Origin of the sequence: Pelagibacterium sp. (assembly GCF_965249125.1) — a bacterium.
Classification (GTDB): domain Bacteria; phylum Pseudomonadota; class Alphaproteobacteria; order Rhizobiales; family Devosiaceae; genus Pelagibacterium.
In genome coordinates this window covers 1,806,077-1,819,765 of record NZ_OZ252217.1, presented here as the reverse complement: position 1 = coordinate 1,819,765, position 13,689 = coordinate 1,806,077, and the positions used below count along the sequence as shown (strand labels likewise).

The following is a 13,689-nucleotide window of genomic DNA, read 5'->3' as shown; positions in this document are numbered from 1 at the left end:
CGGTATGCCCGGCGGGTTTCCCGCCGGGCCTTTTCTTTTTTCGGCCCGAATGGGCCGCTTCGTTTAAGGGGCAGGCGCCAGTGCGGCTTCTTTTTGCGGCGATCGCCCTGACCTTCGTTCTCGCGATCGTCAGCCTGTTTGTCGGGGTCAGCGATGTGTCTCTCCAGACTCTGCTGTCCTCCGATGCCGAGGGGCGAGCCATCCAAATTCTCCTGATCAGCCGCATTCCGCGGACACTGGCCATTCTGTTGGCCGGGTCGTCCCTGGCCATCGCCGGTATGGTGATGCAGATGATCGTGCGCAACCGGTTCGTTGAACCCTCGACGGCCGGAACGACCGAATCCGCGACCCTGGGCTTTCTCGTCGTCACCCTGTTTGCCCCCGGATGGCCTCTGATGGCCAAGATGGCGGTTTCCGCGATGTTCGCGCTGGCCGGTACGGCTCTGTTCCTGCGGCTGTTGCGCTTTGTGCCGCTGCGCGACGTGCTTCTTGTTCCTCTTGTCGGCATCATGCTGGGCGGCGTGATCGGGGCGGTTACGACATTTTTTGGCTATCGCTTCAATCTCATGCCGTCGCTTTTGGCCTGGAGCATGGGCGATTTTTCCGGCGTTCTGCGTGGCCGCTATGAGTTGCTGTGGTTCGGCCTGGCTGGGACCATCATGGCCTATGTTGCCGCAGACCGGTTCACGGTTGCCGGGATGGGGCAGGATTTCACGACCAATCTGGGGCTCAATTACAAGCTGGTGATGCGTCTGGGGCTGGTCATCGTATCGATCGTCAGCGCGGTCGTGCTGGTCTCGGTGGGCTCCATTCCTTTCCTGGGACTCATTGTTCCCAATGTCGTCAGCCTGATGATTGGCGACAACATGCGCAGGACGGTCCCTTGGGTGGCTGTTCTGGGCGCCGCTTTCGTCCTCGCCTGCGATATCTTGGGCCGTGTGCTTCGCTTTCCCTATGAAATCCCGATCAGCGTGGTCGTCGGGACCATCGGCAGCGGGCTGTTCCTCTATCTTTTGTTGAGGAAGCGCCACAATGCCTAGCTTGCGCTGGTCGCGCCCGACCATTGTTCTCGCCATCCTTGCCGCGCTGGCCCTTGTGTCCGTCGTCTGCTTCATGACGCTGGGGGCGAGAGGAAGCTGGAGCTTCGTTATCCCCTTTCGGGGTCGCAAGCTGATCGGTTTGCTACTGGTCGCCTATTCGGTGGCCGTTTCCACGGTCCTGTTCCAGACCGTAACCAACAATCGCATTCTAACCCCATCAATAATGGGGTTCGATGCTCTCTATATCCTGCTCCAGACGTCCATTGTCTTTTTCATCGGACCGCACATGCTGGCCCTGATGAATCCCTACATGCAGTTCAGCATCGAACTGGTTTTGATGGTGGGCTTTTCCTGGCTTTTGTTCCAGTGGCTCTTCCTGAGCGAAGGCAGAAGCCTTCACCTGCTGGTGCTGGTGGGCATCGTCTTCGGGATATTTTTCCGGTCATTGTCGAACTTCATGCAGCGCATGCTCGATCCCAATGCGTTTCAGGTGCTCCAGGACAGTTTCTTTGCCAGCTTTTCAACCATCGACACGACGCTGCTCGGTGTCGCGATGGCGATCGTTGGTGTGGTCACCCTTGTGCTGTGGCGAATGGGACATACATTCGACGTGCTGTCGCTGGGCCGGGATACGGCCATCAATCTTGGCGTGGAATACAAGCGCAGCGTCGTCATTATCCTCGTGATGGTGTCCGTGCTGGTATCCGTCTCGACCGCGTTGGTCGGGCCGATCACCTTCTTTGGGCTGCTGGTGGCCAGTCTGGCCCACGGTTTGGTGGGAACGTCCAAGCACCGCTATATCCTGCCCGCGGCGGCGCTGCTCGGCGTTATCGCCCTGGTGGGCGGTCAGACGCTGTTCGAGCGCGTCTTTGAGTTCGACACCGCGCTCTCCATCATCGTCGAGTTCCTTGGTGGCCTCGTCTTTATCATTCTCATCCTACGAGGAGCGGCCCGATGATCATCACCACCGGCCTCAAGAAATATTACGGCGAGACCGCCGTCGTCGACGATGTCTCCATCTCCCTTCCGGCGGGCGGGATCACCTCGATCATCGGACCGAACGGCGCCGGCAAGTCGACCATGTTGTCCATCGTTTCGCGTCTTCTGGGCATGGATGCCGGGTCGGTGACTGTCGATGGGCTGGACGTATCCAGGGTGCCGAGCGACGTTCTGGCCAAGCGCCTGTCGATCCTGCGGCAGGACAACCACATGACCGCGCGCCTGACCGTGCACGATCTGGTGGCCTTCGGTCGCTATCCCTATTCCAAGGGCCGTTTGACCGTCGAGGACAAGGCCCATATCGACCAATCCATCTCATATCTCAATCTCGATGATCTCAGGGACCGGTTTCTCGACGAGCTTTCGGGCGGCCAGCGCCAGCGGGCCTTCGTGGCCATGGTGCTCTGCCAGGACACCGATTATGTGCTGCTCGATGAACCGCTGAACAATCTCGACATGAAGCATGCCATGGGCATGATGAAGCTCATGCAGCGGGCCTGCCACGAGTTGGGAAAGACGGTCGTTCTGGTCCTCCACGACATCAATTTCGCTTCATGGTATTCGGACTACATCATCGCCATGAAAAGCGGCCGGGTGATCCGCCACGGCACAAAGAACGACATCATCACTCCAGAAGCGCTCAAGGAAATCTATGACATGGACATCAATGTCCATGAAATCGGGGGCCACCGGGTCTCCCTGTTCTACGACTGAGCGCTATCGGTCGATCGTGCCGGTCGCCAGATAGCGCTCCGCCATCTCCGCGGTTCCGGTCGCAAAGCTGGAATGCAGGCTTTGGGCCAGCTCGGTCTCGGCATGAGAGCCGGTCCAGGCGAGAAGCGCCATGCGGCGCAGCATGACCATGGCGTCCAGCATCGCCTCGTGCTCGGGCCCATAATCCCGATACAAGCGGTAACCCTTAAGCCAGGCGGCGCGCAGGGCAGGGACGGCATCGCTGTCCTCGAAAAATGAGACCGCCGCCCCGAAATCATAGCCGAACCAGCAAAATCCGCAGTCATCAAAATCGATCAGCCGGGTGACACCGTCCGACACCAAAAGATTGGCCAGCCGCATATCGGCGTGAATGAGCCCGAAACGGTCGCGCGCCATGCCATAACCGGCCAGTTGCGTGCGCAGATTGGCGTCGAGGCGGTCCAGTGTGGAACGGACTGTGCCGGCAACCCCCGGCGCGGACCGCCAGTCGCCCCATATGGCATCGCGATCAAGGATGGCCCCGTCCGTCCAGACCTGCCGCTCGAACGTTTGGGGCGGCGTCCAGCCGGTCACATGGGAATGACACCGCGCCGCAAGCGAGCCCAATTGCAGGAACACGGCGGAAAGGTCTTCACCGACCTGCGGTTCTGCGCCCTCTTCGAAAGCGAAGGCCACCATATGGCGGGTCTCGCCACGAAAATGTGCCTGTTGAACCAGCGCGCCATTCTTTCCGGGCAATGGTTGCGGGGTAAAAAGGCCAGCGTCGCGCCGCAGTGCCTGCATCCATGCCAACTCGCTCTCGATGGCCAGCCGCGAGTGGTAGCCGGGCCGGTGCACCCGAACGATGGTTTTACCGCCGTCTGTGCGGTCGATGCGGAAGGTGTGGTTCTCGGAAAGATTGATAAGCGTTGCGGCGCCCTGCTCCAGGCCGGGCCAAAGCAAAAGGGCCTCGCTCAGCCCCGTCCAGTCGTCAGTCATGCATTTCCCCCTGCATGACCGCCTTATGGGTCAAGGCAGGGGGAAATGTCCACGCAAGAATATAAAAAGGGCCCGGCAATGAACGCGCCGGGCCCGGGCAAGGATCAGTGCGACCAGGTCGTATATCCGATCGCCAGCGAAGAGGGCGCTATGGCGTTGATACGGAACTGGCTGATGCGACCCGCGCCAGTCTTGGCGCAGACATAGGTGCCCACCGAAATCGCTTCGAGCGGAACCGGATCAGCGGTGAAGCTTTCCGTGAAGCATCCGGCAAATCCGCGATTGCTGCCATCGCCCAGAGCAAGGCTGGCACCATTGACCGGTGTGATGAAGCGGCTCGAGGGGGTAACCGCCCTGAACCAGATGTCTGTCCCCGAGCCGCCAACCGCGCCATTGTCGAGATTGGCCCGGAAGGTCTGCGGCAGGTCGATTGGCCCCGTCGAATAGGTGGAGAACGCGGGAATCGGGGTCGGCAAGGGTACCGGCAAGGGCAAGGGCAGCGGCAGCAGTCCCGTATAGACCCGAAGTGACGACGCCTGATTGGCAATGGCTGGCTCGAGAATCGGCGAACTGGCCGTCAGATTGACGCACGAACCGGTCAGATTGACATTGGTGCACAACCGGGCCTTTGCCGCCCCGAACAGCCGGACCGACGAAATTTCGTCGTTAAAGGTTGCGTTCAGCGTGTTGCGGATACCCACGCCATAGCAAAACTCGTCCCCGCCATAATTGATGCCCGTATAAAAGCACGCCTCGTCGCCCTCAGGCGGGGTAGGAGGTGGCGGCGGCGTTGGGGTCGGGGCAGGCGCTCCGCCGCAGTTGATCGAAAAGTCCGGACCCGACGGCCCAATGGTGATCCCGAAGCTGCAATCCGGGCTGGGGGGCGTCGGAGCCGGCTCCACGGGCGCCAGATAGCTGCCGCTGACCCAGCCATTGGGGCCGGTATGAGTGATGTGACACCAGCCGCTGGGAACGCATTCGGTAACGTCAACGACTTCGCCCGGTGCGAGCGTGTCGAGGACGCCGAAGCTGGTGCCCGGGCCGGAGCGAACATTGAGTGTTGTTGTGGACGCCGCTGGCGCGGCCGATACTGCAGTCGCCGACGAAACAATACCCGTCAGTCCGATTGCCATTGCGATAATCGTCTTGAAAGTCGTCACGGTAGCCTCCTGAGTGCGGTGAGCGCCACCTTGGCGCCACATTCCACATCGGTATCGCTTGACGGCTGAACGCCCTCTGAACCGCCTTGTTATAGGGCTTTCAGGAATGTGAACCCGGACTTCCCGGGACGAACGCACACTGCGCCCGACAGGCGGACACCAATTTTGCCACATATGTGGCGGGCTGCGTAATGAAAAAGGCCCGCGCGATGCATCGCGCGGGCCTTTTTAAAATGGTCGGAGCGGCCGGATTTGAACCGACGACCCTTTGTCCCCCAGACAAATGCGCTACCAGGCTGCGCTACGCCCCGATTGGCCTCTCACCTATATAATAGCGCTTCGGAGCGCAAGGGGTTCGATGGCCAAAAAGCGGTGAGGCTGGAACATGTTCCCGCTTATGCCGTTTCCGCACAATTGAGCGAGGGTTTATCCGATGCCAATACTTTTGATCGTTCTGCTTGCCATACTGATCGGGGCCGTCGGCTTCTGGGACGCACTGGGGGCGTTGCTCGGCGCCGTGGCGCTGCTGGTGCTGTTCTGGGTGCTGGTCGCGATAACGGGAATCATCGCCGCAGTGTGGCTGTTCCGGAAAATATTCTAGGGCGCTAAGCGGCGCTTCCCGTGGGGCGTTGGCGCTTTTGTACGGATGAGTGCTTCGGACCGAAGCCTGAATTGGAAATATTGAGGCCCCAGATCATTCCGAACATCAGCCACATATGGCGCCAGTGTTCGCCCTCGTGCAGCGAGGCGCACAGGATAACGCCGATCAGCGACCACAACAGGGCGATAACGATCGGCTCGCGCGTTCGCCGATAGTTGCGTATGGACACCACGAAGCTTCCGACGACCAGCGTGACCCAGGCGATGCCACCGCCCCAACCATAGTTGACGAACGAACTCAACCAGATGTTGTGGATGGGCTCGGGGAAGATTTTCTCGAGCTGGAGCACGCCAACCCCGATCGGATCCTGAATTATCATCGGCAAGACCTGCAGATAGCGTCCGTATCTGCCATCCTCTCCAAGGTCGTAGGCCTTGGCGAAGGTCAGGCGGTCCAGAAGCTTTTCCGTGAAATCGGCCGAGGTGAGGCTGGCAATCAAAAAGAGCGTGAGGCCAGCGAGCAAAAACCCGCCAACGATCAGGATCAGCCGCCGCGGCCGCTTGCGGTTCTCAAAGAAAATGTAGGCAAACAGGCAAAGCAGCGCCGCGACAAGCGCGATGCGCGAGAAGGAGAGCATGATGCCAAGCAGGATGATGCCCATGGCACCAAGCACAAGCCATTTGCTGATTCGAGCGCGCGGTATCAGATAGGCGCAGAAAATAAGGCCCGGGATCAGGAAAGACCCGTACATGTTGGGGTCGTCGATCAAACCCTTCGCGCGACCGTCCCAGGTCAGCAACGGATGTTGTATCAGAAAGCCGATAGTCCCCAGTATCGAGGCAATCACGCACGATACGACATAGATCTTGATGAAGGTCTCGAAGTTTTGGCGACCCCAACTCATCGACACGGCGCCACCGATGAAGCCGATCGATATGGCAAAGCTCTTGGCCAAAAGCTCAAAGGCCACGAATTCCTCGCCAAGATGAGGCAGTGAGGCCAGGAAATAGGACACCGCCCACGCGCCCAAAATCAGCATCAGATAGATCGCTCTGCGTGTGATCACCGTTGTTTCAGATACCGTCAGGTACAAGAGGGTGATCAGCAGCGACCCGATGAACAGCAGATCGACGGGAGAGGGGCGCATAAGCGTGTAGTTCATCGCCAATATGGCGATCAGAAAGACCAGGTTGCGCGTTGAGAAAGTGACATGTCTCAAATTCTTGAGACTGACCGTCAAACCCGAGTTGAGAGGGCCGCTGTATGACCGCATGCTTCCGCTCATGGGGCAAATCCATAGCCAAGCCGAAATTCCATGACACCAAGCCTCTCACAGTCCGGTTTGCTTGAAGCAAAATGGCTTTGCCTTGTTTCGCTGATGCAGCGATAGACGGGCACCGTGCCCGGCTGCTCGTCCCGATAGAGCCAGCCCGCCGTCCGCTGACGGACGTAGCCGTTTCCACACCCGTCATCCTCGGCGAGCTGATGGCCCAGTTGCCCGGACCAATCTCTTGAACACTCGGCGACCTTGACGCTGGCCGCGCCGTCGGGCGCGCGGGTCATCAAATAGGCCACAATGCTGTCTTGCCGGTACCCGAGTCTCTCGCCCGTCAATGGCCCGGAGGACGCGAGGTAAGCCTCTTGGGTGGGATCGGCCCAGCGGGTCAGCGCCAGGCTGGACTGAACGGGCACGGGCGCGGTCTCGATCGACAGCGCCACCTCGTGGTGGACAAGATAGCGGTTTTCGAACCCCTTTCCGGGGGGCACATAGACGTAGCTCAGCAAGAACCGATCATTGACGGCGTTGCTTCCGGTTTCGGGGTTCAAGATGGTGACATAGGCGATCAGATCGGTGTCGGCCGGGCGGTTCCAGTCAGAACCGTCAACGGCGATGAGTGGCTCTTCAAGATCGACGAACGAAACCTTATCGGCCGAAAATGACAACCGCACCCCGCCGAACCAGGGGTCGTTGGTAACGGTGGCAACCCGGTCGTGTTGCTGAAGGTAGCCTGCGCCCGGCCCCAAAAAGCCGATAGCCGTCGCCTCGCCGTCCAGTCCCGGTTCATTCCAGCTACCCTGGTAGAATTTGTGCCACACCGCCGGTTCGGACGCCCGGGCCCGGGCAACAATTGTCTGCCAGTCGGAGTTTCGCAGACAGTAGGCGTAAAGATAGCCATCCGTCCCGTCGATCATTGTGCAGTCACCCTCGCCGGAGGTCGTTCCCGGCCGTGGCGAATCCCGTCCGCTGATGACTGTGCCCAGATCGATCCATGTCAGCCCGTCGTCAGACGATGTCGCGATGGCCATCGTCTTGTCGGTCTGGCCCTGGGGGCCATAATCGCAAATGCTTTCCTGGTGCACAAAGCCGAGAACCGCGTTCCCGGACCGCACCGCAGAGGTCAGCCAGCGTCCGCACTCGCTCTCCTGCCCGGAATTGCCCGCCCGCAGAACCTCCCGGCGAGGGCCATCCAGGTCCAAGAGGCTGGCCCCTTCAATGGCATAGGTCGAGCCGTTCGCGCTGAACCCGCGGAACGATCCGTCTGCGAGTCGCAGGGCGGTGAAGGGCGCATCGAGTTCGTCGGGGAATGGTCCCCGCACGACAACGGGCGGCCCGACCCGTACCTGCACACACTCGATGCAGAATTCGGCGTCGACCGGGACGGTTTCAGCGATCGCCGGCACACCGACAAAGGTGACGACGGCAAGACCGGCGATTCGCAGCACACCATGGTTCATGTCGACCCCTCAGTAGGCGTTCTCTGAATTGAACAGACTGAAAGGCGTCATCACCAGAATGTAGAGATCGAGCAGGATCGACCAGTTTTCGATGTAGTAAAGATCGTGATCGACGCGGGCTGTCAGCTTCTCAACGGTGTCGGTCTCGCCGCGCCAGCCATTGATCTGCGCCCAGCCGGTGATGCCCGGCTTCACCTTGTGCCGCGCGAAATAGCCATCGACCGCATCGTGATAGAGCCGGTTCGCCGCCTTGGCTTCCAGCGCATGCGGACGCGGCCCGACGATGGAAAGCTCGCCCTTGAGCACATTGAAAAGCTGGGGCAGTTCGTCGATCGAGGTCTTTCGGATGAAGCGCCCGACGCGGGTGACGCGCGGATCGTCCCGCGTTACGAGCTTGGCCGCCTTGGCGTCGCTCATGTCTGTGTACATGGAGCGGAATTTATAGACCGCGATAAGCTCGTTGTTAAAGCCGTGCCGATTCTGCTTGAAGAGAACAGGCCCCTTGCTCGTGGCTTTGATGGCAATGGCGGTTACCAGCATGACCGGCGAGAGCACGATGAGAGCAAACAGCGCGACGAGTTTGTCGAATACCCATTTGAAGACCAGATTCCAGTCCGATATCGGCCGGTCGGCCATCTCGAACACCGGCAGGTCGCCCACATAGGAATAGGTCTTGTCGGTAAAGCGCAGCTTGCTCATATGCGCGCTGAGCCGGATATCGACCGGCAGCACCCAGAGCTGGCCCAACATTTCGAGCAGCCGCGATTCGGCTGAAAGTGGCATCGAGACGATCACCAGGTCGATCCGCGCCCGGCGGGCGAATTCGACAAGGTCGGCCACCTTGCCCAGTTTTTTAAGGCCAGCGACAGCGTCGGGGGACCGCTCGTCATCGCGATCGTCGAACAGGCCGATCAGTTCGATATCGCTGGTCGCGCTCTTTTCGATTGCGGTAACAAGGGCATCGGCACCCGCGCCGCCGCCCACGATCACAGTGCGCCGTCGCAGGCGGCCCTTGGCCGACCAGTCGAGAACAAGCGCCCGCAGCGCAAGCCGGTAGGCGATCAGGGCGATGCCGCCCGAGAGGGCCCAGCCGCCCAGCCAGACGCGCGACACCAGATCGCCGGCCTTGAACAGAAACAGCCCGGCGACGACGACAAGAAAGACACAGGCCCAGCCCCCCAGAACCTGCAGGAGCTGTTTGAAAAGCGTTCTGTAAGCTGCGATCCGGTGGGTGCGGGCGATATTGAAGGCGATGTTGGCTGCCGCCACGATGCCGAGCGTAAGCGGCACATAGAGCATCGCATCGACCCCGCCCAGATAGAAGAGGTAGATGCCCAGCCCGAGGGCCAAAAGCATGCCCGCTTCGGTCAGTTGCGCAAAGCCCGAGATCAATTTGTGCGAGAGTGCCGCAGCGATGGGCGCGCGCGCCGCAGTCTCCGCTTCGGCGCCAAGGGTGCCATCTGCTTGTTCGGCGTTAACGGAAATGTGGGTGAGCACGGCTTGTTTGGGATCGACCCTGAACACGGGGCTTGCCTCGCACTGATCATAATGGATTTCGTGCCCGGGACTATGGGGTGTTCAGGATGAAGAGGGGTTAAAGCGGACCCCGGCATTTGGTCAAATGGTTAGCGACTGGTAGAGAGCCTCGATTTCGTCCACCATCCGGGTGAGCGAGAACCGCGATCGAACGAAATCACGCCGCGAATCGGCCTCGGTTTCAAGGGGCGCCGGCGCAGCAAGGAACCCGGCCATGGCTTCCCTGAGCGGCCCCACGTCGTTAGGGGGAATCAGGCTCTGCGCGGTCGGGCCGAAAATTTCGCCTATGCCACCGACATTGGTCGCGATGATCGGCCGTCCGGCGGCCGCGGCCTCCATCACCACATAGGGCAGAGATTCGGCGCGGGAGGGGACCAGAACGCACCGCCCGCTCGCGAAAATTTTCCGCGCAGGCTGGATCCCGGCCAGCCTCACGCGACCGGTGAGCCCCAACTGATCGATCCGCTCACGCAAAGCGGCGGCATCCGGCCCGTCGCCAGCCATGACAATGCTGGCCGGACGGCCATCGGGCGCCCGCAGCGGCGCCAGCGCCTCGACGATCAGATCGATCCCCTTGAGCGTCCGCAATTCACCGACAAAGGCGAAATCGGCGGCGTCGGCGCCTGGCTGTATCGGAACGAACTCGGCCTCGGCCAGCCCGTTATGAATTACTTCCTGACGGCCCCGGGGCCGGGCGACATGCGCAGAGAAGGTTTTCTGGGCGTAGCGGCTTTCAAAGATCAGGGCATCGGTCAGCCGCAAAAGAGAGCGCTCGATGGTCATGAAGAGCCCGCCGGACATAGACCGCGGGTCGAAGTGCAACGCTCCGCCATGGGGCGTATAAACCGCGCCCGTGCGTTTTCGCCCGATGCGCGCCAGCCGCGCCCCGAACCCGCCCTTGGCGCCGTGCCCGTGCACGATATCGGCGCCGGTCGATTTCGCCAGGGCCCGGATCTTGGCGGGAGTGGCGATGTCCTGCGGCCCCAAGAGGCGCGGAATGGGGAACCTGTGTATGCCCAGCGCGGCAAACGGCTCCAGGATCGCGAGTTTGGAATCCGATTGTCCGTCGCCGTTTTCATCGACGACGATTCCGACTTCATGCCCGCGTTCGGCCAGCGTCCGCGTGAGGTCGGCAACGTGCCGGAACAGCCCGCCGACTGGCGCCCGCATCACCTGGAGAACCCGCAGATTGTCCCTCGTCACAGCTTAGATCCAGCGCTCGGAGATGACGATGGTGTCGCCCGGAAGGATTGGGAAGTCGAGTTCGACGCTCCCCTTCACCATCTCGTTGCCTTGCCGGCGATAGATCGTTGCCGTGTTGCGGTTTGCCGTATCGGTAAAGCCGCCCGCGGCGCTTATCGCCGCGCGGACCGTCATTCCGTATGAATAGGAATATTGCCCCGATGAGCCCACGGCACCCTGGATGAAAAAGGGCCTGTATTCAGCAACTTCCACCGCGACATTCGGGTTTCGCATGTAGCCGGCGGCCAGCGCCGAGGCCACCTTGCGCGATAGCGCTTCAGTCGTACCGCCCCGAGCCGGCACCGCCCCGACCAGCGGCATCGAGATCGCGCCCGAATCGTCGACCCGGTAGGTGTTGGTGAGGTTGGCATCGCCATACACGCTGATGCGCAGTACGTCGCCGCTGTCCAACAGATAGGGACCGCTCTGTTCCACAAGATAGGTGGCGGGACGTACCGTATGTGCGCACGCTCCCAGAAAGAGCGGCAACAAAAGCAAGGCAAGGCGCAGCCGACCCATCATATCCGTCCCGTTTTATACAGTAGTGCTAGGTCTCCCACGTCATGGTTAAAAAGCCCTTATCGTGACCGGCTTCGTGCCGCGCTTAACCGAATGCTTACTATAGCGGGGCGATAAGCCTTCGACGACGAAGGGGCGACGAAATGAACGATTTTGCATCCGGGGCAGACAAGGCCGAGGAAAACATCGACGTCAGCGTCATATTCAGGGCCCTTGTCTCCAAGCTGTTGCGCATCGGTTTCGTGACCGTGCTGCTTCTCGCAGCGGCATATGCGGTTCTGCTCTTTGTGCCCAAACTCTACGAATCGCGGGCCGAATTGCTGGTTGAGCCGCGCAGCACCGCCTACACGAGCGCCGCCAGCAACCAGAACGCCGAGACCTACTATATCGACATCGCAACCGTCGCGAGCCAGATCGAACTGATCAAGTCGCGCGATACTATCCTTGCTGCCCTCGATGCCGCGGCGCTGCGCGACGAGCCTGCATTCGCGGGCATGAGCGACAGTGAGGTCATTACCGACATCGTCGAAAATCTTGCGGTGACCCAGGAGCGCGCCTCGCGACTGATCTCCGTGGCCTATCTCCATACCGATCCCGACCTGGCAGCCCGCGTGGCCAATGCCATCGCTCAGGCTCACGTCCAGAGGCGGGCCGGCCAGCAGATTTCCGACACCGTCGATGCAACCGCCTGGCTTGAACAGGAAATCGATCGGCTTCGCGAAAGCGTTGTTGGCGCCGAGCGCGCCATCGCCGATTTCCGCGTCCAGAACGATCTGTTCACGGGCTCGAACAATGAGAGCCTGACCAATCAGCAGCTCTCCAATTTCTCGGCCCAGATCACCGCGGCCAATGAGCGTCGCAACGCGGCCCAGTCCCGCGCCCAACTGATCCGCAGCCTGCTCGAATCGGGGCAGCCGGTCGGTGGCGTCTCCGATGTTCAGGCATCGACCATCGTCCAGCAATTGAGCCAGGAGATGGCGCGACTGCAGGGAGAACGCGCCCAGCAGGCGGCAACTTTCCTGCCCAGCCACCCCACAATCCGGGCACTGGATGCCCAGATCGCCGAAATCAACACCCAGATTTCCGATGAAGGTCGCCGGGTCGCCCAGGCGCTTGAGGCGCAGGCCCAGATCGAAGCCGATCTCGAGCGGTCCCTGCAGGCCGAGCTTGAGCGGGTCAAGGTTACAGCCGGCACCAATACGATCGAAGGTGTGACCCTTGCCGAGCTCGAACGTGAAGCCGCCGCCCAGCGCGAATTGCTTAACGCCTACCTGTTGCGGTTCACCGAGGCCTCGGCACGCTCGGACATGAGTTCGGCGCTCCCCGATGTGCGCATCGTCAGCGCGGCTGTGCCTGCCACCACACCGGCGTCGCCAAGAACGGCCCTCGTGCTCCTCGCCGTTGGCGGTGTTGCCATGGTGCTTCAGGTTGGCGGGGTCATCTTTTCCGAGCTGTTGTCGGGGCGCGCGCTCGTTGAACGTCCTGCCCGCCGGGCCGAGCCGGAGACTGATCGGGAAGATCTGGCCGAGGCCATGTCGGTCGATGCCGAGATTGCCGACCTGCCGGCGCCCCAGCCACCCCTCCCAATTTCGGGTCACCGGCCTCCGGTCACCCTGGTCGACACGGAAATCGAGGCCCTGGCCGCCAGTGTGTTGGCAGGGCTGGACCGGCTGATTATCGTCGCGTCCGACAACAACGAACAGGAAAGCCTCGATTTTGCCGAGCGCCTGACAGCTGCATTTGTGAACAATGGCCAAAGCGTTGCGGAAATCGATGCGGCCAGCGGTCGGCAGGGCATCGAGTTGGGCCTCACCGATCTATGCGCGGAAGGCGCCGAATTTGGTGATGTCGTGCACAGGGGCGCCGACGAACGGTTTGCCTTCGTGCCATGGGGGCAGGGTGCCCGCCTCAACCGCAATACCGAACGCATGGCTACTCTGGTCGATGCGCTCTCTGATATCTATGAGGTCATCGTCATTGTCACGGGCCGGGTCGGCATGACCTCGAGCCTGCCGCTTTTCGCCGGCGTGGAGGGTAAATGCGTACTGCTCTCGTCGACCGGACCAAACAGCGCATCGGCAGCGCGGGAAATCGCCGCACTGGGTTTTGACGACGTCCGGGTTGTTGTCACAGCCGAGCGGCAATCCGAAGTCGCCTGAGAGCC

General features: G+C 61.1%; 12 protein-coding genes and 1 tRNA gene. 5 read left to right on the top strand and 8 right to left on the bottom strand.

From position 1 onward, the window contains the following. The first annotated feature begins 80 nt into the window (after positions 1–80). From ACP148_RS08945 to ACP148_RS08935, 3 genes are read left to right on the top strand one after another with little or no spacing between them, the layout of a single operon-like run. Positions 81–1,040, top strand: coding sequence for an ABC transporter permease (locus ACP148_RS08945; RefSeq protein ID WP_421950569.1), 960 nt, complete (start codon positions 81–83; stop codon positions 1,038–1,040). Beyond that, positions 1,033–1,998 (top strand): iron chelate uptake ABC transporter family permease subunit, encoded by a 966-nt coding sequence (locus tag ACP148_RS08940; RefSeq protein WP_421950568.1) that lies wholly within the window; start codon positions 1,033–1,035, stop codon positions 1,996–1,998. Before ACP148_RS08945 ends, ACP148_RS08940 begins: the two co-directional genes overlap by 8 nt. Continuing rightward, positions 1,995–2,753 (top strand): ABC transporter ATP-binding protein, encoded by a 759-nt coding sequence (locus tag ACP148_RS08935; protein ID WP_421950567.1) that lies wholly within the window; start codon positions 1,995–1,997, stop codon positions 2,751–2,753. The genes ACP148_RS08940 and ACP148_RS08935 overlap by 4 nt, the downstream gene beginning before the upstream one ends. Positions 2,754–2,756: 3 nt before the next feature. Here ACP148_RS08935 and ACP148_RS08930 read toward each other — a convergent pair whose 3' ends face one another. The 3 genes from ACP148_RS08930 to ACP148_RS08920 all read right to left on the bottom strand — a co-directional run bounded on the left by ACP148_RS08930 (position 2,757) and on the right by ACP148_RS08920 (position 5,202). Beyond that, positions 2,757–3,731 carry a phosphotransferase enzyme family protein gene (locus ACP148_RS08930; protein ID WP_421950566.1) on the bottom strand — a complete coding sequence of 325 codons (975 nt, stop codon included), beginning with the start codon at positions 3,729–3,731 and terminating at the stop codon, positions 2,757–2,759. Positions 3,732–3,835: 104 nt separating this feature from the next. Further along, the gene (locus ACP148_RS08925; RefSeq protein ID WP_421950565.1) at positions 3,836–4,891 is read right to left on the bottom strand and encodes an SH3 domain-containing protein; all 1,056 of its coding nucleotides are present in this window, start codon (positions 4,889–4,891) and stop codon (positions 3,836–3,838) included. Positions 4,892–5,125: 234 nt separating this feature from the next. Continuing rightward, positions 5,126–5,202, bottom strand: a tRNA-Pro gene (locus ACP148_RS08920). Positions 5,203–5,324: 122 nt separating this feature from the next. Here ACP148_RS08920 and ACP148_RS08915 point away from each other — a divergent pair. Then, positions 5,325–5,492, top strand: a complete 168-nt coding sequence (locus ACP148_RS08915; RefSeq protein ID WP_421950564.1) for a hypothetical protein — start codon at positions 5,325–5,327, stop codon at positions 5,490–5,492. Between the two features lie 4 nt (positions 5,493–5,496). Here ACP148_RS08915 and ACP148_RS08910 read toward each other — a convergent pair whose 3' ends face one another. The 5 genes from ACP148_RS08910 to ACP148_RS08890 form a co-directional block, all read right to left on the bottom strand. Then, positions 5,497–6,765 (bottom strand): O-antigen ligase family protein, encoded by a 1,269-nt coding sequence (locus tag ACP148_RS08910; RefSeq protein ID WP_425033410.1) that lies wholly within the window; start codon positions 6,763–6,765, stop codon positions 5,497–5,499. An 8-nt stretch (positions 6,766–6,773) separates the two neighbouring features. Then, positions 6,774–8,228: a hypothetical protein gene (locus tag ACP148_RS08905; protein ID WP_421950562.1), complete on the bottom strand. Its 1,455-nt coding sequence runs from the start codon at positions 8,226–8,228 to the stop codon at positions 6,774–6,776. Positions 8,229–8,237: 9 nt separating this feature from the next. Then, the gene (locus ACP148_RS08900; RefSeq protein ID WP_421950561.1) at positions 8,238–9,752 is read right to left on the bottom strand and encodes an undecaprenyl-phosphate glucose phosphotransferase; all 1,515 of its coding nucleotides are present in this window, start codon (positions 9,750–9,752) and stop codon (positions 8,238–8,240) included. Between the two features lie 93 nt (positions 9,753–9,845). Next, on the bottom strand, positions 9,846–10,967 hold the full coding sequence (locus ACP148_RS08895) for a glycosyltransferase (protein WP_421950560.1): 1,122 nt from the start codon (positions 10,965–10,967) through the stop codon (positions 9,846–9,848). Positions 10,968–10,970: 3 nt separating this feature from the next. Beyond that, positions 10,971–11,528, bottom strand: a complete 558-nt coding sequence (locus ACP148_RS08890; protein WP_421950559.1) for a polysaccharide biosynthesis/export family protein — start codon at positions 11,526–11,528, stop codon at positions 10,971–10,973. Positions 11,529–11,668: 140 nt separating this feature from the next. Here ACP148_RS08890 and ACP148_RS08885 point away from each other — a divergent pair, with 140 nt between their 5' ends. Next, positions 11,669–13,684 carry a GumC family protein gene (locus ACP148_RS08885; RefSeq protein ID WP_421950558.1) on the top strand — a complete coding sequence of 672 codons (2,016 nt, stop codon included), beginning with the start codon at positions 11,669–11,671 and terminating at the stop codon, positions 13,682–13,684. Positions 13,685–13,689 lie beyond the last annotated feature (5 nt).